This window comes from Pseudomonas sp. FFPRI_1 (genome assembly GCF_055384485.1).
In genome coordinates this window covers 6,710,975-6,728,193 of sequence record NZ_AP029168.1, presented here as the reverse complement: position 1 = coordinate 6,728,193, position 17,219 = coordinate 6,710,975, and the positions used below count along the sequence as shown (strand labels likewise).

Sequence of the window (17,219 nt, the reverse complement as noted above, 5' to 3'; positions counted from 1 at the left end):
AGGTGCGAGGGAAGGCGGCATGGCATTGCTGGTCAGCCTGGTATTTCTGTTGCTGCTGACGATGATCGGCCTTTCCTCCATGCAGAACGCCAGCTTGCAGGAAAAGATGGCGGCCAGTCTGACCTTGCAGCATCGCGCATTCCAGGCTGCGGAGGCGGCGCTGCGAGTGGGAGAGGGAGCGGTCCAGCAGGAGAACTTTCATCTGGCGGCGTGTGCTGGAGCGCCCCGGTGTGCTCCGCCTGCCGAATCCACGCTGGTCAGTGCCGAGGGGGTGAACGGGGTGTCCGGGGTGCTCTGGGTTGCTACGGGTGAGGGGTTTTATGGGGTGCAGAATCTTGGCACCTCGCTGGACGCGGTCAACGTGCCCAGCAATACCCCGGCGACCTTGTATCGAGTGACTGCCGTTGGCTTGGCCGGGCATTCACGCGCCGTGCTGGAAAGTATCTATGCCAAGTATTGAGGCGATTCCCGATTGGCTGCGGATCGTCCTCAAGGGGGTGGTGGGCGCGCTGTTGAGCCTTGGTGCGGGGTTGCCGGTCCAGGCTTTCAGTCCCTCCAGCACCCCGCTGCTGGGGGCGGCAGCGGTGGCGCCGAATGTGATGTTGGTGCTGGATGATTCCCAGGGCATGAACAGCATTGTCTATGCGCGGGAGTTCGATCCGACCCAGGCACGGTCTCCGGTCTGGCGCTGCGGGGGAGAGCCGGGCGAGTGCCGCCAGGGGCAGCGACTCGAGGGGGCGGACATTCCCTTGTCCGCACTCAGCGAGTCGGGCTGCCGGGCGGGCTTCCACAGTTTCCATGACCCGCAGCGTGGGCTCCGCTGTTTGCAGCTTCCCGATCCGGTGGGCGGGGGCAAGACTCTTTATTCCGCAGATTACCTGGCCTGGTTGCTGGAGCGGGCCCAGGGCCGTGAACGAGACTTCACCGACGGCTCCATACCCGGCGATGACCGGATGAGCGTTGCGCGCAAGCTGGCAACGGCCCTGGTGACCCGGCATCGCTCGCTGCGCCTTGGACTGGCGACCTTCAATCCGCCAATTGCCGGCGATCCCGGGCCTGGAGGCTACATCGCGCGCCCTGTCAGTGACCTGTCCGCCAACGCCGGGGGGCTGAGTACTGCCCAGGCCGAGGCCAACTACCAGGCGCTGCTGGCCGCCATCATCGGCCTCAAGGCTGGCGGCCATACGCCCCTGGCGGAAACCTACTACGAAATCACCCGCTACCTGCGGGGCATGGTGCCTTACTACAACCTTTCGCCTGCGCTCTACAGCAGCCCTATCCAGTACCGTTGTCAGAAAAACTACGGCGTAGTGATCAGTGCCGGCATCGCTGATCATGATCGGCAGTTCCCTCTCAACGATCCCCAGGGGCAAGGGCGCCTGCCCAACTGGGACGGGATTGGCAACGATGGCGTCGAGCGTGAAGGCCAGGCGCTGCTGCTCGATGACCTGGCGAAGTTCGCCTTCGATATCGACCTGCGCGGCAGCGGGGTGGATAAGGCCGGCAAGAGTTGGGCGGCCGTGGATTTTCCTCGGCAGTACCTGAACACCTTTACCGTGGGTTTCTCCCCTCGCAGCCCGTTGCTGATGGACGCCGCGAATTACGGCGAGGGTGAGTATTTCCAGGCCCGGGCCAACCTCGAGCAGAGGCTGGCAGGGGTTCTGGGGGAGGGCGTTGCCCATGGAGTGAGCGCGGGCGGCGGTGTGCTGGACAGTGCTGCCGGACGCTATTACCAGAGCCAGTACGATCCGAGTGACTGGCATGGCACGATCCGCGCCTACGGGATCGACTCCAAGGGGGCGGTGGATAGCCGCTTGCCCTTGTGGAGCACCGATACCACCTTGATTGCCGAGGCGGCGCCGGGAACCTTTCAAACCTGGAACAACGCCAGCCGTCGTCCGGTGCGCCTGGCCCATGGCGAGCTGTCGGCGGCCCAGCGTGCTGAACTTGACCTGTCGTTGCCGCCAGGAGTCGGCGGCGCCGACATCCTGCGCTGGAGTCAGGGGCAACCCATTGCCGGGCTCAGGTTGCGGCGCCAAGTGCTGGGCGACATCGTTCATTCACCACTGGTGCTGGCATCCCCGAGCCAGCGCAATGCCGCTGATTCTGCGGCCGACGCTGATTACAGCCGTTACCTGGCGCACAAGCTCACGGAAATGGCCAGCCGCCTGCTGGTGAATGCCAACGACGGCTTCTTCAATGTGCTGGATCCTGAGAGCGGCGCACGTCTTTATGCCTATATGCCATCCAGTGCGCTCGGCGGTCTGGCCCAGGTGGCCGATGAGAGGTATCGCCAGGGCGAGCGGCACCGGTTTCTGGTGGATGGCCCCGTGGCGGTATTTGACGCGCAGCTAGACGGAGCTTGGCAAACCTTGGCTCTTGCAGGCGCCGGCGCGGGCGGCAAGAGTGTGTTTGCCGTGCGCTTGTTCGACGTGCTCCACGGCAACCGTCCCGACGCCTTGTGGGAAGTCAGTGCTCCGGCCCAGGCGCAGGCCAATCATCCTTTCAATGACCTGGGTTATGCCTACGCCAGTGCCCAGGTGGCACGCCTGGCCGACGGCCGCTGGGCGGCCTTTATCGGCAATGGTTACGGCAGCCACTCCGGGGTGGCTGCGCTGTATGTACTGGACCTGCGAGACGGCTCGCTGATTCGCGAGATCGTCATCGACGATCAACCGGACAATGGTTTGTCGTCCGTCAGTCTCCGGGTCAATGCGCGTAACGAAGTGCAGGCGGCGTACGCGGGTGATCTCAAGGGGCGGATGTGGAAGTTCGAACTGGGAAGCGCCGATAGCGCCCACTGGGGCCTGGCATTTGCCGGGCAACCATTGTTCAGCACCCCCGGCGGAGCCCGCCAGCCGATCAGTGTGGCGCCGCAGCTGCTGGACCATCCCCGGGGCGGCAAGCTGCTGCTGTTCGGCACCGGCAAGCTCAACGAGACAGGGGACAAGCAAAGCCGGGCGCGGCAGGGGTTCTATGGGGTGTGGGATGCCGAGGGCAGTTCGGGCGGGATAACCGAAGGGCAGTTGCAGGTTCAGGGCCTCGAGGCCGGTTTCAGTGCGCCGGCCGGCAACTTTTTGCGCAGTACCCGCAACGAAGTGAATTATCCGGTGCAGCGCGGCTGGTACCTGCCCCTGGCGCAGGACAACCTGTTCACCGGGGAGCGGGTGCTGAGGGAAGCAACCCTGGTGGCGGGGCGGCTGGTGTTCAGCACTGTGCAACTGGAGGCCGATGACCCTTGTTCAAGCACCGCAAGCGGGAAATTGATCGAGCTGGAGGCGTTCAGCGGTAAGATGCTCGACGCCGCGGTGCTCGACACCAATGGCGACGGTGTCGTGGATGACCAGGACCAGCCCTCCAGCGGGGTACGGTTCATCGGCTCCGTGCCCAGCCTCGGCGGCGTTGCCAGCAATGGCGCCCGCAAGATCATCAGTGACTCCAGTGGCGGCATCAGCACCCTGGTGGAAAGGCCCGGCGGTGGTAGCCGGCGCATCCTGTGGCGACAAATCCAGTAAGCGAGATTCTTGACCATGCGCAGATCCAACCAAGGTTTTACCCTGATCGAAATCATGATCGTGATTGCGATCATCGGTCTGGTCCTTACCTTGAGCCTCCCCAGCCTCACCGAATACCTGAAGAAGCCCCATCGCAGCGAGATCGCAGTGCTGCTCACCGAGCAGGCCCAGCAGCTCGAGCGTCACTACTCCAAGGCCGGGGTCTATACCGGGGCTGCGGACCTGAGTGCCGGCAACGAGTACTACAGCATCACCCCGACCTTGACCGACACAGGCTTCTCGCTGACCGCGACGCCGAAGGCCGATGGGCTGATGGCCGCTGACAAGTGCGGCAGCTTCACCCTCGACCAGACCGGCGCCATTGGCGTCAGCGGCCAGGCCGAAGGTGTGACGGCGAAGGATTGCTGGGGGCGCTGATTATCTGTTCGGGGGCTGCGGCGCCCTCTGTCTTTCTCATGATTGGATCGGACTATGGCTAAACAACAGCAAGTGCTGGTGGTGGGCGGCGGGGTCATCGGCCTGCTCAGCGCCTTCAATCTGGCCTCACAGGGCCTGCAGGTGCGGCTCCTGGAGCGTGCGGGGCTGGGACGCGAGTCGTCCTGGGCGGGAGGCGGGATTGTGTCGCCTCTCTATCCATGGCGCTATAGCCCGGCGGTCACCGCCCTGGCCCATTGGTCCCAGGATTTTTATCCACAGCTGGCGGCGCAGCTGTTCAGTGCCACCGGGGTTGATCCAGAGGTGCATACCACCGGGCTCTACTGGCTGGACCTGGAGGACCAGGCCCAGGCCCTGGAGTGGGCGCAGCGTGAAGGCCGCCCTCTGAGTAGCGTGGATATCTGTGCCGTGCATGATGCGGTGCCGGTGCTGGGGCGCGGTTACCAGCAGGCGATCTACATGGCTGACGTGGCCAATGTGCGCAATCCGCGACTGGTCAAATCCCTCAAGGCCGCCTTGATGGCCTTGCCCAATGTGCATATTGACGAGCAATGCACGGTCAGCGGTTTCATCCGTGACGGTCAGCGAGTCATCGGCGTACACAGCTCGCTGGGCGAGATTCATGCCGATCAGGTGGTGCTCTGTGCCGGCGCCTGGAGCGGCGAATTGCTGGGCAGTCTGGGGCTGGAGCTACCGGTGGAACCGGTCAAGGGGCAGATGATCCTCTACAAATGCGCCGCCGACTTCCTTTCCTGCATGGTTTTGGCCAAGGGGCGCTATGCGATTCCCCGGCGCGATGGTCACATCCTGGTGGGCAGTACCCTAGAGCATGAGGGGTTCGACAAGACTCCGACCGAATCGGCCCTGGACAGCCTCAAGGCATCCGCCGTGGAGCTGATTCCGGCCCTGGCCCAGGCCGAGGTGGTGGGGCACTGGGCCGGTTTGCGCCCGGGCTCTCCGGAAGGCATTCCCTATATCGGGCCAGTACCGGGGTTTTCCGGCCTGTGGCTCAATTGCGGGCATTACCGCAACGGCCTGGTACTGGCGCCCGCTTCTTGCCAGCTGTTTTGCGACCTGCTGCTGGGGCGCCCGCCGATTATCGACCCTGCGCCCTATGCGCCCGAGGGCCGGCTCTAATCCAGCCCGAGCTTCTTCATGCGATAGCGCATTGAACGAAACGACAGGCTCAAGCGCTGAGCCGCCGCTGTGCGGTTCCAGCGGGTCTGCTCCAGGGCCTGGAGCAGCAACTGGCGCTCCACCTGCTGCAGGTGCAGTGCCAGGTCGAGCCTGGGGGCGGTTGACGAGGCGCTGGTGCCGGGGCTTTCCGGCGTTGGCAAATGCAGATCGTCGCGCTCTATCCAGGGGCCTTCGCAGAGGGTCTGGGCCCGCTCCAGCAGGTTCTCCAGCTCCCGCACGTTGCCGGGAAATCCGTATTGCTCCAGGGCTTGCAGTGCTTCGGGGCGCAGTTGGACAGCCGGGCTACCGCTGTCGCGGGCCAGGCGCTGGAGAATATGCCGCGCCAGTATCCCGATGTCTCCTCGGCGTTCACGCAAGGCCGGCACCTGCAGTTCGATGACATTCAAACGGTAATAGAGGTCCTGGCGAAAACGTCCGGCCGCGACCTCGTGCTTCAGGTCCTTGTGGGTGGCTGACAGAACCCGCACGTCGACCGCTTTTTCCTGCTGGCTGCCCACGGCGCGCACCGACTTTTCCTGCAGTGCCCGCAGCAGTTTTACCTGCATGCCCAGGGGCAGGTCGGCGACCTCGTCGAGAAACAGAGTGCCCCCGTGAGCCGCCTGGAACAGCCCCGGCTGATCCGCGATGGCGCCGCTGAAGCTGCCTTTGCAGTGCCCGAAGAACTCGCTCTCCATCAGTTCGCCAGGAATGGCGCCACAGTTGACCGGAATGAACGGCTGCCGGGCCCTGGGGCCCAGCTGGTGGAGCAGACGGGCCACGCGCTCCTTGCCGCTGCCGGACTCGCCGCTGATATAGACCGCCGCCTGGCTGCGGGCCAGCTTGTCGATATGCTGGCGCAGAGCCTCCATGGGGGGCGAGCTTCCCAGCAGTTGTGGGGCGGTCGTGGAGCATGGCCGTCGTTTCAGGGTATCGCCCACCAGTTCCCGCAGGTGCTTGAGATCCAGAGGCTTGTGCAGCAGGTCGCAGGCCCCGGCTTGCAGGGCGCTGGCGGTGATTTCATCGTTGGCGCTGCTGCTCAGCACCGCCACGGGCAGGCCGGGATGGCACTGGCGGATGTGTTGCAGCAACTCCAGCCCGCTGCCGTCCGGCAGTTGCAGGTCGGTCAGGCACAGATCGAAGCGCTCCTGAGCCAGGCGCGCCCGGGCCTCCTGCAGGGTGCGTGCACTCTGGGTGAGCAGGCGCATCCGGCCGAGGGTGATTTCCACTAGGGCGCGGATTTCCGTGGCCTCATCGACCACCAGCACCGTCTGCAGTGGATTCATGGTGGCAGCAATCTTCATCCGTGAATGAGCGGCGGGGAACGACGCCGGTCTTGTGCGCGAGAGTTGAAGTCTAGGCTCGCCGGGGCGATTGCGCTGGACGCCAGGTACTGGGGGCGGCCCGGGTATTGGCGCCCGCATGTGCCGTTGGGGCAGGGCGAAGCAGCTGCGCATGGGCTCGAAGCTGGCCGGTTCAATGGTGGAGGGGTGTATAGACGGTGCTGGTTATTGTGTAGCCAATTGTGCGCGAGGAGTGGTCTTTCAGGTGTCCCGGGACCACAGGACAGGTCCTGTGGCGGGGAGGGCAAGGGGAGAAGACGGGCGACGAGCCGGTTCATGCGCTGACCAAGGCCGTGGATGGTCCGTGTCAGACGCTGTTTTTCACCCTTGAGTTCCTTGCCCCAGGCATCAGCGATCCTGGTTGGTCGGGCCTTGCTCCAAGTGCGCCTGGCTGCAATACCATTGCTGTGACAGGCCCAATGCCCGGTCTTGCGGCAGGTGCACGCCACAATGGGCGCAGCGCACCATGGGGGTGCTGGCCGGTTCGTGGGAGGTGCGGGGGGGCGAGGCAGGGCGCTTGAACTTGCGCCAGAACCATACCGCAGCGGCAATCAGAGCGATCCAGAACAGTAGACGAACCATGGCAACCAGCTTTGTGGTGAAAGATCCGGCAGTTTAGCCAAGCGCCCGTCGGTCGCACAGGCCCATGAAAGGTCCAGGCATGAAAAAGGGAGACCTCAAGTCTCCCTTTTTCATGCCTGCGGTCGGTATCAGTCGAACACGCCGAAGGTCATGTAGCTGAACCAGGAGCGGTCGCTGTTGTTGCCGGCAGCTTCGTGTTCTTCCTCTTCGATGGCGTCGCCATTGCTGTCTTTAGGCTTGAGCTCCGAGGGAATCGCATCCTTGGCATCCTGGTATTGCTTCATCACGTCCTGGTTGGCGCGGGTTTCTCCCGGCGGCAGCGGTGGACGGGATTCGATCAGGCCCAGGGTGGCCTTGCTCAGCCAGGAGCGGTTGTCCGCCTCGGCCACGCTTGGCACGAACTGACCGTCCACCAGGCTTGGGTGGTTCGGGTAGTTGAGTTTCAGGGTTTCCAGGCTGGTGGCGGCCAACTCGTCCAGGTGCAGACGCTGGTAGGCCTCGGTCATCACCGCCAGGCCGTCACCCACGGAAGGGGTTTCCTGGAAGTTTTCCACGACATAGCGGCCACGGTTGGCGGCGGCGACATAGGCCTGGCGGGTCAGGTAATAGTCGGCCACGTGGATTTCGTAGGCCGCCAGCAGGTTGCGCAGGTAGATCATGCGCTGCTTGGCGTCTGGCGCGTAGCGGCTGTTGGGGAAGCGGCTGGTGAGCTGGGCGAACTCGTTGTAGGAGTCGCGGGCCGCGCCCGGGTCACGCTTGGTCATGTCCAGTGGCAGGAAGCGCGCCAGCAGGCCGACGTCCTGGTCGAACGAGGTCAGGCCCTTGAGGTAATAGGCGTAGTCCACGTTCGGATGCTGGGGGTGCAGGCGAATGAAGCGCTCGGCGGCGGACTTGGCAGCTTCCGGCTCGGCGTTCTTGTAGTTGGCATAGATCAGCTCGAGCTGTGCCTGATCGGCGTAGCGACCAAAGGGATAGCGCGATTCCAGGGCCTTGAGCTTGGCAGTGGCGCTGGTATAGCTGTGGTTGTCCAGGTCGGTCTGCGCCTGCTGGTACAACTCGACTTCGCTCAGGTTTTCGTCAACGACTTCCTTCGATGAGCAAGCAGCGGTCAGTGCGAGGATGGCGATCAGCAGCAGGTGTTTCACTTGCATGGCGGCTTGCGTCCCTATGACGGCCGCTGTCTTGGGCGGGGCCGTCCTGTTATGATGAGCGCCCCGTTGAAAGCCTCGGGGCAAAAGACGCCGTATTTAACCACAAGCGCGCAGCCGAAACCAAAGGCTGTGCCGACGCCCAGTCCGAGCATGTCCGATAAAATTGAACTTCGCGCAGAGGTGCCGTCCGAACTGGGCGGTCAACGCCTCGATCAAGTCGCCGCCCAACTATTCGCTGAGCATTCGCGCTCGCGCCTTTCCGCCTGGATCAAGGACGGCCGCCTGACGGTGGACGGGGCGGTCATTCGCCCGCGAGACATCGTCCACGGCGGCGCCATTCTCGAACTGACTGCCGAGCAGGAGGCCCAGGGCGAGTGGATCGCCCAGGACATCGAGCTGGACATCGTCTACGAGGACGATGAGATCCTGGTGATCAACAAGCCTGCGGGCCTGGTGGTGCACCCGGCTGCCGGCCACGCCGATGGCACCTTGCTCAACGCCCTGCTGCACCATGTCCCCGACATCGTCAATGTACCGCGGGCCGGTATCGTCCACCGTCTGGACAAGGACACCACCGGTTTGATGGTGGTGGCCAAGACCATCCAGGCGCAGACCCAACTGGTAGCCCAGCTGCAGAGCCGCAGCGTCAGCCGCATCTACGAGTGCATCGTGATTGGCGTAGTGACCGCCGGGGGCAAGATCAATGCCCCGATCGGTCGTCACGGCCAGCAGCGCCAGCGCATGGCGGTGATGGAAGGTGGCAAGCAGGCTGTCAGCCACTATCGGGTGCTGGAGCGCTTCCGTTCCCATACCCATGTGCGGGTCAAGCTGGAAACCGGCCGTACCCACCAGATCCGGGTGCACATGGCCCACATCAACTTCCCGTTGGTGGGCGACCCTGCGTACGGCGGTCGTTTCCGCATTCCGCCGGCGGCCAGCCAGACCATGGTCGAGTCGTTGAAGAACTTCCCGCGCCAGGCGCTGCATGCACGCTTCCTGGAGCTGGATCATCCGACCACCGGTATCCGCATGAGCTGGGAATCGCCGCTGCCAGACGATTTCGTCTGGCTGCTGTCGTTGCTCAAGCAGGACCGTGAGGCGTTTATCGGATGAATGACTGGCTGACTCCAGACTGGCCCGCGCCGGCCGGGGTCAAGGCCTGTGTCACCACCCGAACGGGCGGCGTCAGCCTGGCGCCGTTCGATAGCCTCAACCTGGGTGACCATGTTGAGGACGATCCGCAAGCAGTGGCCGAGAACCGTCGGCGCCTGACCGAGCATTTCGCCATCACCCCGGCCTGGTTGCAGCAGGTCCACGGAATTGCCGTGGCCCATGCCGATCCCTCCACAGTCGCTACAGCAGATGCCAGTTGGACCGCCACCCCGGACGTGGCGTGTGCGGTAATGACCGCCGACTGCCTGCCGGCACTGTTCTGCAATCGCGCCGGTACCCGAGTCGCTGCGGCCCATGCTGGTTGGCGCGGGTTGGCGGCGGGCGTGCTGGAGGCCACCCTCGACAGCCTGGATACACCTCCCGCCGAGGTCCTGGTGTGGCTGGGGCCGGCCATTGGGCCCGAGCGCTTTGAAGTGGGGGCCGAGGTGCGTGAAGCCTTCGTCGGCCAACTGCCGGCCGCCGAACAGGCCTTTGTGCCGAGCAGCAATGCCGGGCGTTTCATGGCTGACATCTATCAGTTGGCGCGCCTGCGCCTGGCCGCCCGCGGGGTGACTGCGGTCTATGGCGGCGGCTACTGCACGGTGAGCGATCCGCGCTTCTTTTCCTATCGGCGCAGCCCGCGCACGGGGCGCTTTGCCTCCCTTATCTGGCTTGAGCGCTAGACTCATCTGACCTGTGTCAAGCAACTGGTGCTTGAATCTCCCAGAATCGACCGCATCTAGAGAAGCATCTGGCAGGTTTCTCTATTTAGGTGTGTCCATCGCTCCGGCCTGCTCAAAAGGAAGGTGACTAATGCGTATAGACCGATTAACCAGCAAGTTACAGCTGGCCTTATCCGATTCTCAATCTCTGGCGGTTGGTCTTGATCATCCGGCCATTGAACCTGCACACCTGATGCAGGCGCTGCTGGAACAGCAGGGTGGCTCGATCAAGCCCTTGCTGATGCAAGTGGGCTTTGACGTCAACAGCCTGCGCAAGGAGTTGAGCAAAGAGCTCGACCAATTGCCGAAAATCCAGAACCCCACTGGCGACGTGAACATGTCCCAGGACCTGGCACGCCTGCTCAACCAGGCCGATCGCCTGGCGCAGCAGAAAGGTGACCAGTTCATCTCCAGCGAACTGGTGTTGCTGGCGGCCATGGATGAAAACAGCAAGCTCGGCAAGTTGCTGCTGGGCCAGGGCGTGAGCAAGAAGGCCCTGGAAAACGCCATCAACAACCTGCGCGGCGGCGAGGCGGTGAATGACGCCAACGTCGAAGAGTCGCGTCAGGCCCTGGACAAGTACACCGTCGACCTGACCAAGCGCGCCGAAGACGGCAAGCTTGATCCGGTGATTGGCCGTGACGACGAAATCCGTCGGACCATCCAGGTGCTGCAACGCCGGACCAAGAACAACCCGGTGCTGATCGGTGAGCCTGGCGTGGGTAAGACCGCCATCGCCGAAGGCTTGGCCCAGCGGATCATCAACGGTGAAGTGCCCGATGGCCTGAAAGGCAAGCGCCTGCTGTCCCTGGACATGGGGGCATTGATTGCCGGTGCCAAATACCGTGGTGAGTTCGAAGAGCGCCTGAAGTCTCTGCTCAACGAGCTGTCGAAACAGGAAGGGCAGATCATTCTGTTCATCGACGAACTGCACACCATGGTCGGCGCCGGCAAGGGCGAAGGCTCGATGGATGCAGGCAACATGCTCAAGCCGGCCCTGGCCCGTGGCGAGTTGCACTGCGTCGGTGCCACCACGCTCAACGAGTACCGCCAATATATAGAGAAGGACGCGGCCCTCGAGCGGCGCTTCCAGAAAGTGCTGGTGGACGAGCCCAGCGAAGAAGACACCATCGCGATCCTGCGTGGCCTCAAAGAGCGTTACGAGGTGCACCACAAGGTGGCGATCACTGATGGCGCGATCATCGCTGCTGCCAAGCTCAGCCATCGCTACATCACTGACCGGCAATTGCCGGACAAGGCCATCGACCTGATCGACGAGGCCGCCAGCCGCATCCGCATGGAGATCGACTCCAAGCCGGAAGTGCTGGATCGCCTGGAGCGGCGCCTGATTCAACTGAAGGTCGAATCTCAGGCACTGAAGAAAGAGGATGACGAGGCGGCACTCAAGCGCCTGGAGAAACTCCAGGAAGAGATTGTGCGCCTGGAGCGTGAGTACGCTGACCTGGAAGAAATCTGGACCTCGGAAAAAGCCGAAGTGCAGGGCTCGGCGCAGATCCAGCAGAAGATCGAGCAGTCGCGGCAGGAGTTGGAATCCGCGCGGCGTAAGGGCGACCTCAACCGCATGGCCGAGCTGCAGTACGGGGTCATCCCCGATCTGGAGCGCAGCCTGCAGATGGTCGACCAGCACGGCCACAGCGAGAACCAGTTGCTGCGCAGCAAGGTCACCGAGGAAGAGATTGCCGAAGTGGTGTCCAAGTGGACCGGCATCCCGGTGTCGAAAATGCTCGAAGGCGAGCGCGACAAGCTGTTGAAGATGGAAAGCCTGCTGCACGAGCGGGTGATTGGCCAGAACGAAGCCGTGGTGGCGGTGGCCAACGCTGTGCGCCGTTCCCGGGCCGGGTTGTCCGACCCGAACCGGCCCAGCGGTTCGTTCATGTTCCTCGGCCCGACCGGCGTGGGTAAGACCGAGCTGTGCAAGGCCCTGGCGGAATTCCTCTTCGATACCGAAGAGGCCATGGTGCGGATCGACATGTCCGAGTTCATGGAGAAACATTCCGTGGCTCGTCTGATCGGTGCGCCACCAGGCTATGTCGGTTATGAAGAGGGCGGCTACCTGACCGAAGCCGTGCGTCGCAAGCCGTACTCGGTGATCCTCCTGGACGAAGTCGAGAAGGCGCACCCGGATGTGTTCAACATCCTGCTGCAGGTCCTGGAAGATGGCCGGCTGACGGACAGCCACGGGCGCACCGTGGATTTCCGCAACACGGTGATCGTCATGACCTCCAACCTGGGCTCGGCGCAGATCCAGGAGCTGGTAGGGGATCGCGAGGCACAACGGGCAGCGGTGATGGACGCGGTGTCCACCCACTTCCGGCCGGAGTTCATCAACCGGGTCGACGAAGTGGTGATCTTCGAGCCTCTGGCGCGGGATCAGATCGCCGGCATCACCCAGATCCAGTTGGGTCGCCTGCGCAGTCGTCTGGCGGAGCGCGAGCTGAGCCTGGAACTGAGCGACGAGGCCTTGGACAAGCTGATCGCCGTGGGTTACGACCCGGTGTATGGCGCTCGGCCGCTGAAACGGGCGATTCAGCGCTGGATCGAGAACCCGTTGGCGCAGATGATCCTCTCCGGTGGGTTCCTGCCCGGAGCCACGGTCACCGCTTCAGTACAGGACGACGAAATCGTCTTCGCCTGAGCCGGAAACGGTGCATTGATAAAGAGGCCTCGCATTGCGAGGCCTTTTTTTTTCACTAGGGCGTTGAACTGTAAGGAAAAGGCTTGTAAAGTGCGCCCCGCAGTCAGTCACCCCCGAGGTTTTTTCTGATCTAGAAGAAACCGGCAATGAAGTCGCAAATCATTGTCTTAAAAGCAATTTAAGGGGTTGACAGGTAGTTTTAAGATTGTAAAATAGCGCGCCTCAGAGACATGAACGTAGCGATACGGACAAGTCGAAGAGGATGGAAGCAAGAAGTTGTAACTTGAAATATGTAGTTCCGTGATAGCTCAGTCGGTAGAGCAAATGACTGTTAATCATTGGGTCCCAGGTTCGAGTCCTGGTCACGGAGCCAATTTCAAACCGGGGTATAGCGCAGTCCGGTAGCGCGCCTGCTTTGGGAGCAGGATGTCAGGAGTTCGAATCCCCTTACCCCGACCATTTTTGGGTCGTTAGCTCAGTTGGTAGAGCAGTTGGCTTTTAACCAATTGGTCGTAGGTTCGAATCCCACACGACCCACCATTTTTGAAACCAGTTCGCTGGGATTGAATCTTAAGAACAGAGGCCAAAAGCGCTGTTCGAAGAAGGCGCCTCTCGAAGGTGCCTTTTTTTTACCGGGGTATAGCGCAGTCCGGTAGCGCGCCTGCTTTGGGAGCAGGATGTCAGGAGTTCGAATCCCCTTACCCCGACCATATTCACGAAAAAGGGCACCTCTCGAGGTGCCCTTTTTCGTTTGCCCGCAAAAAATGCCTCGTGGCGATGAGCAGGTTGGACGCTGCAGGGCGAGCCAGTTTCCGTGTCGTTCATGGGATGGACGGTTCCGCCCAGATTTCCTGTTGCTCCAGAAGGCGTTGCTCCAGGGTCTCGATTGCCTGTACTACCTGTGCCACGCATTCCGTGATCATGCCCAGGGAAAGCTCGGGACTCAGGCAGGCATCTTCCAGTTGGCGACAGCTTTCTACCAACTGCTCGCCTTTCACCACCCGCGCGGCGCCTTTGATGCGGTGGGCCAACTCTGCAAGCTCCGCCGTTGCCTGCTCCTCGAGCAGGGTCGTGAGGCTTTGCAAATCCAAGCGATTGTTGGTGAGCAGTTCACTCAGGATGTGGTGCAGCATCGTCGGTTCGCCGCCCACCAGCGAGTGCAGCGACTCCAGGTCGAACACCCGAGGCGCGCCAAAGCCTTTCTTTGGCGGTGCCGGCAACGTTGGCAGCTCCTCCTGTTCGTCGTCAGCAAGGCTTATGGTTTGCAGGCGCCGTTCCAGCTCATCCAGGCTGATGGGCTTGATCAGGCATTCGTTCATCCCGGCCAGGATGCAGCGCTCCACTTCTTCGGGCTGGGCATCGGCGGTCAGGCCGATGATCATTGTCGGTGCGCAGGCGCTCTGGCGCTCGTCGTGGCGAATCGCCTGGGTCAGATCAGCCCCATTCATGATGGGCATGTGGCAGTCGGTGATGATCAGATCGAACGCCTGCTGGCGCCAGAGCTCCAGGGCATCCCGACCGTTGGCTGCCTCGACGGTATCATGGCCGAGGAAGCTCAATTGCTGTTGCAGCACCTCACGGTTCACCGAATGGTCGTCGACTATCAGGATCTGCAGGCGGTACATGTGCCGGATCTTGCTCGGGTTCGGGCGTTCGGATGGGGCGATGCGCTCCAGTGTCTGCAGGCGCAGTTCGACATCAATGCAGGTGCCTTGTCCCAGCGAGCTGGTCATGGTCACCTGGCCGCCCATCATCGCGCACAGCGAGCGGCAGATCACCAGGCCCAGGCCGGTGCCGTCTGCATTCTGCACATTGCGCTCGACCTGGGCGAAGGGTTGGAACAGGCACTCCTGGTCGGCTGGGGAGATGCCGATCCCGGAGTCCTCGACACTGAGCCTGACCTGCAACAAGGCATCCTCCAGCAGATCTCCGGTGAGGGCCACCTTGATGAAGCCCTCTTCGGTGAACTTGATCGCGTTACTGATAAGGTTGGAAAGGATCTGCTTGAAGCGCATCCCGTCCACCAGCACATCACCGTTGATGGTGGCGTCGATCTCGAGGATCAGGTTCAGGCGCTTCTGTCGCGCCAGGCCTTCGAAGACACGGACAACCGACTCCACCAGCTCGCGCAGGTTGGCGCGCTTGGGCGAGAGGCTGAGCCGTCCGGATTCGATGCGGGCGATATCGAGAATGTCACCGATCAGTTCCAGCAGGCTCCTGGCGGAGCTGTAGGCAATTTCGATGCTGGAGCGTTCGATCTGGTCATCGTCGGCACGTTTGAGTGCCAGTTCCAGAATGCCGATGATCGCATTCATCGGCGTGCGAATTTCATGGCTCATGGTCGCCAGGAATGTGGTCTTGGCCCGGCTGGCCTGGTCGGCGAGGTTTTTTGCCTTCTTCAGTTCCTGAACCAGATGGCGATGCTCGGTAATGTCCAGCCAGCCACAGATCACCCCTTTGGTGATGCCGTGGGAGTCCTGGAATGGCTGGATCCAGTGATCGATCCAGACATCCTTGCCCTGCAGTTGGATCGCGTACACCGACTTGACGGTCGTGCCTTCATTGATTGCCTTCAAGTAGCTCTGGTGCAGGTCGGACTCTGCCGAGAAATTCTCCTTGGGTAGCGCTTGCACTGTCTTGTTCAGGACCTGCTCGGCAGTCAGGCCGATGCTTTGCAGGTAGCTGAGGTTGCAGGACAGCATGTGCCCTTCGATGTCGCGGACATAGAGGGCGGGGGGCATGCTTTCAGTCAGGGCCTCGACAAAGCGCAACTGGTCATTGAGCAGTTTCTCGGTCTTGATCCGGCGGTGCAGGTACAGCACCCAGGTCATCGTCAGCAGGAGCAGCAGCGCCGCACCAGTAATGATTTCGGTGATCATCAGTTGATAGTCACGCCAGGTTTCGCCACTCATGCCCGGTGGCGAGCGCCAGTGACTGGCGATCGCATTCAGGTCGTCGGCGGGCAGGCTGAGCAGGGCCTTGTCGAGAATGGACTGCAGTTCCGGATCGCTGCGACGCAAGGCGAAACTGGCGTTTGCCGGGTTGCTATGGATCAGGTCGGCAATGGCCAGGCGGTTTTGAAACAGCCGGACAATGTAGTAGCGGGCAGTGGGCATCGCTACCACGGCGGCTGCAGCCTTGCCTTCGTACACCATGTTCATCGCGTCCAATGAGGCGCCGGCTTCAATCACCTCGGTGTCGGGATAGAGATCGCGTACGTATTGCAAGGTAACGTGCCCGGAGGGAATCGCCAGACGCTTGCCGACCAGGTCCCCGGGTGGCAATGCCTTACCGTTGTTGTCGGCTGCTGTGACCATGACGAACGGGCTGGTGAGAAAGGGGCGAGTGAAACGCAGGTTTTCCTGTCGTTGCGCACTGTTGGTCATGATCGCCAGGTCCGCCTCCGAGTCCTGCAATGCCTTTATTTGCTGGGGGTACGCACCGTTGCGGGCGGTGACCTGGAAATGCAGGCCCGTACGCTGGGCAATCACTTCCAGCAGCTCGGCGGTGATACCTGAGAAGACCCCGTTGGCATCGAAGAATGCCACGGGGGCCAGGTCATCGTTGATCATCAGCCGTACCACCGGGTGGCGTGCGATCCAGCGCGATTCGTCTGTGCTGAGCGGTACTTTTTCATCCGTTGGCAGGAAGCCTCTGCCTACCCAGCGTCGGCTCAGGCTTCTGAGCTTGTCCTTGCCCAGGGCGTTGATGCTTTGATCGAGTATTCGTTGCAGGCGCAGGTTGCTGCCTTTCAAGGCGTAGGCGTAGCCGGCTTTCTTCAAACCGGCGAAACGCTCGAACTTGAGATAGCCGTAGTAGGACCGGTTGAGTCGAAAATAGGCGCTGAGCAGGTCACCGGCGTACAGATCGGTGTGGCCGAACGCTGTTGCAGCTATCGCTTCGTCGTGGCTGGGGTAGATGGTGAATCGCGCGTGGGGAAAGCGCTCCTGCATCTCGACGCTGTGTTCCAGGGTGACGGCAATGCGCAGGCCGGCCAGATCAGCGGGAGAGTTACGCTGCTCGTCGTTGCGCTTGAACAGCGCCAAGGGGCTTTCGGCGAAGGGCCGGGTGTAGCTGATGGGATCGGTTGTCGCCCCCGAGTGGTAGCTGGCGATGACATCGATATCACCGGCCAGCAGGGCTAGCCGGGCGTCCTCCTGGGTGCGAAAGGGCACGACCTTGATGCGCAGGCCGAGCATCTGCCCAATCAGGGCCGTGACGTCGGCGGTAATACCCTCGTAGTTGCTGTCGTGGTAGCTCACATAGAGTGGCGCCGTTCCTGTGGCAGCCACCGCAATTTTCAGCTCGGACTTATGGCGTAGCCAGCGCCAGTCCTTGTCTTCGATAGCCAGATCTTTCTGGTCGAGAAGCAGCGGGCTGTAAAGCGTCTTGGGCTGCGAAGGTGTGTCGGCCGCAGCCAGTTGAGCGCCGGTGATCGCCAGGCAGATAAAGAGCCAGATAAGTCGTAAATGCATGAGCGCTTCAGATGT

At 62.2% G+C, this 17,219-nt stretch carries 11 protein-coding genes and 4 tRNA genes; 11 read left to right on the top strand and 4 right to left on the bottom strand.

Features of this window, described 5'->3' with window-relative positions; all coding sequences use genetic code 11:
- The first annotated feature begins 19 nt into the window (after nucleotides 1–19).
- The 4 genes from ACZ5BO_RS30170 to thiO are packed head-to-tail and all read left to right on the top strand — an operon-like array spanning nucleotide 20 to nucleotide 5,087.
- Nucleotides 20–460, top strand: coding sequence for a pilus assembly PilX family protein (locus ACZ5BO_RS30170; protein WP_043274581.1), 441 nt, complete (start codon nucleotides 20–22; stop codon nucleotides 458–460).
- On the top strand, nucleotides 447–3,515 hold the full coding sequence (locus tag ACZ5BO_RS30165; RefSeq protein ID WP_464697294.1) for a pilus assembly protein: 3,069 nt from the start codon (nucleotides 447–449) through the stop codon (nucleotides 3,513–3,515). Before ACZ5BO_RS30170 ends, ACZ5BO_RS30165 begins: the two co-directional genes overlap by 14 nt.
- Before the next feature lie 15 nt (nucleotides 3,516–3,530).
- Nucleotides 3,531–3,932 carry a type IV pilin protein gene (locus ACZ5BO_RS30160; protein WP_464697293.1) on the top strand — a complete coding sequence of 134 codons (402 nt, stop codon included), beginning with the start codon at nucleotides 3,531–3,533 and terminating at the stop codon, nucleotides 3,930–3,932.
- A 54-nt stretch (nucleotides 3,933–3,986) separates the two neighbouring features.
- Nucleotides 3,987–5,087 carry a glycine oxidase ThiO gene (gene thiO / locus ACZ5BO_RS30155; RefSeq protein ID WP_025129168.1) on the top strand — a complete coding sequence of 367 codons (1,101 nt, stop codon included), beginning with the start codon at nucleotides 3,987–3,989 and terminating at the stop codon, nucleotides 5,085–5,087.
- Here the strand turns inward: thiO and ACZ5BO_RS30150 are convergent.
- From ACZ5BO_RS30150 to ACZ5BO_RS30140, 3 genes are all read right to left on the bottom strand, one after another.
- Nucleotides 5,084–6,409 (bottom strand): sigma-54-dependent transcriptional regulator, encoded by a 1,326-nt coding sequence (locus ACZ5BO_RS30150; protein ID WP_464697292.1) that lies wholly within the window; start codon nucleotides 6,407–6,409, stop codon nucleotides 5,084–5,086. The genes thiO and ACZ5BO_RS30150 overlap by 4 nt on opposite strands.
- Before the next feature lie 405 nt (nucleotides 6,410–6,814).
- On the bottom strand, nucleotides 6,815–7,048 hold the full coding sequence (locus tag ACZ5BO_RS30145) for a PP0621 family protein (RefSeq protein ID WP_025129166.1): 234 nt from the start codon (nucleotides 7,046–7,048) through the stop codon (nucleotides 6,815–6,817).
- 128 nt (nucleotides 7,049–7,176) lie between these two features.
- Nucleotides 7,177–8,199 carry an outer membrane protein assembly factor BamD gene (locus ACZ5BO_RS30140; protein ID WP_025129165.1) on the bottom strand — a complete coding sequence of 341 codons (1,023 nt, stop codon included), beginning with the start codon at nucleotides 8,197–8,199 and terminating at the stop codon, nucleotides 7,177–7,179.
- 150 nt (nucleotides 8,200–8,349) lie between these two features.
- On the opposite strand from ACZ5BO_RS30140, the gene rluD reads away from it, so the two are divergent.
- The 7 genes from rluD to ACZ5BO_RS30105 all read left to right on the top strand — a co-directional run bounded on the left by rluD (nucleotide 8,350) and on the right by ACZ5BO_RS30105 (nucleotide 13,439).
- Entirely contained in the window at nucleotides 8,350–9,312 is a 963-nt protein-coding gene (gene rluD, locus ACZ5BO_RS30135; RefSeq protein WP_464697290.1) for a 23S rRNA pseudouridine(1911/1915/1917) synthase RluD, read from the top strand.
- Nucleotides 9,309–10,034 carry a peptidoglycan editing factor PgeF gene (gene pgeF, locus ACZ5BO_RS30130; RefSeq protein WP_464697288.1) on the top strand — a complete coding sequence of 242 codons (726 nt, stop codon included), beginning with the start codon at nucleotides 9,309–9,311 and terminating at the stop codon, nucleotides 10,032–10,034. Before rluD ends, pgeF begins: the two co-directional genes overlap by 4 nt.
- A 130-nt stretch (nucleotides 10,035–10,164) precedes the next feature.
- The gene (gene clpB / locus ACZ5BO_RS30125) at nucleotides 10,165–12,729 is read left to right on the top strand and encodes an ATP-dependent chaperone ClpB (RefSeq protein ID WP_025129162.1); all 2,565 of its coding nucleotides are present in this window, start codon (nucleotides 10,165–10,167) and stop codon (nucleotides 12,727–12,729) included.
- Between the two features lie 297 nt (nucleotides 12,730–13,026).
- Nucleotides 13,027–13,102 (top strand) — tRNA-Asn (locus ACZ5BO_RS30120).
- A 9-nt stretch (nucleotides 13,103–13,111) separates the two neighbouring features.
- Nucleotides 13,112–13,188 (top strand) — tRNA-Pro (locus tag ACZ5BO_RS30115).
- Nucleotides 13,189–13,193: 5 nt separating this feature from the next.
- Nucleotides 13,194–13,269, top strand: a tRNA-Lys gene (locus ACZ5BO_RS30110).
- 93 nt (nucleotides 13,270–13,362) lie between these two features.
- A tRNA-Pro gene (locus ACZ5BO_RS30105) sits at nucleotides 13,363–13,439 on the top strand.
- 111 nt (nucleotides 13,440–13,550) lie between these two features.
- Here the strand turns inward: ACZ5BO_RS30105 and ACZ5BO_RS30100 are convergent.
- Complete coding sequence (locus ACZ5BO_RS30100) at nucleotides 13,551–17,204, bottom strand: transporter substrate-binding domain-containing protein (protein WP_464697287.1); 3,654 nt, start codon at nucleotides 17,202–17,204, stop codon at nucleotides 13,551–13,553.
- Nucleotides 17,205–17,219: the final 15 nt, after the last annotated feature.

What these genes read in the sequence shown, in the direction of transcription:
- ACZ5BO_RS30170 (WP_043274581.1), top strand. Translation starts at nt 20, where the DNA reads ATGGCATTGCTGGTCAGCCTGGTATTTCTGTTGCTGCTGACGATGATC.
- ACZ5BO_RS30145 (WP_025129166.1), bottom strand. Translation starts at nt 7,048, where the DNA reads ATGGTTCGTCTACTGTTCTGGATCGCTCTGATTGCCGCTGCGGTATGG.
- pgeF (WP_464697288.1), top strand. Translation starts at nt 9,309, where the DNA reads ATGAATGACTGGCTGACTCCAGACTGGCCCGCGCCGGCCGGGGTCAAG.
- ACZ5BO_RS30140 (WP_025129165.1), bottom strand. Translation starts at nt 8,199, where the DNA reads ATGCAAGTGAAACACCTGCTGCTGATCGCCATCCTCGCACTGACCGCT.
- ACZ5BO_RS30165 (WP_464697294.1), top strand. Translation starts at nt 447, where the DNA reads ATGCCAAGTATTGAGGCGATTCCCGATTGGCTGCGGATCGTCCTCAAG.
- ACZ5BO_RS30160 (WP_464697293.1), top strand. Translation starts at nt 3,531, where the DNA reads ATGCGCAGATCCAACCAAGGTTTTACCCTGATCGAAATCATGATCGTG.
- ACZ5BO_RS30150 (WP_464697292.1), bottom strand. Translation starts at nt 6,409, where the DNA reads ATGAATCCACTGCAGACGGTGCTGGTGGTCGATGAGGCCACGGAAATC.
- clpB (WP_025129162.1), top strand. Translation starts at nt 10,165, where the DNA reads ATGCGTATAGACCGATTAACCAGCAAGTTACAGCTGGCCTTATCCGAT.
- thiO (WP_025129168.1), top strand. Translation starts at nt 3,987, where the DNA reads ATGGCTAAACAACAGCAAGTGCTGGTGGTGGGCGGCGGGGTCATCGGC.
- ACZ5BO_RS30100 (WP_464697287.1), bottom strand. Translation starts at nt 17,204, where the DNA reads ATGCATTTACGACTTATCTGGCTCTTTATCTGCCTGGCGATCACCGGC.
- rluD (WP_464697290.1), top strand. Translation starts at nt 8,350, where the DNA reads ATGTCCGATAAAATTGAACTTCGCGCAGAGGTGCCGTCCGAACTGGGC.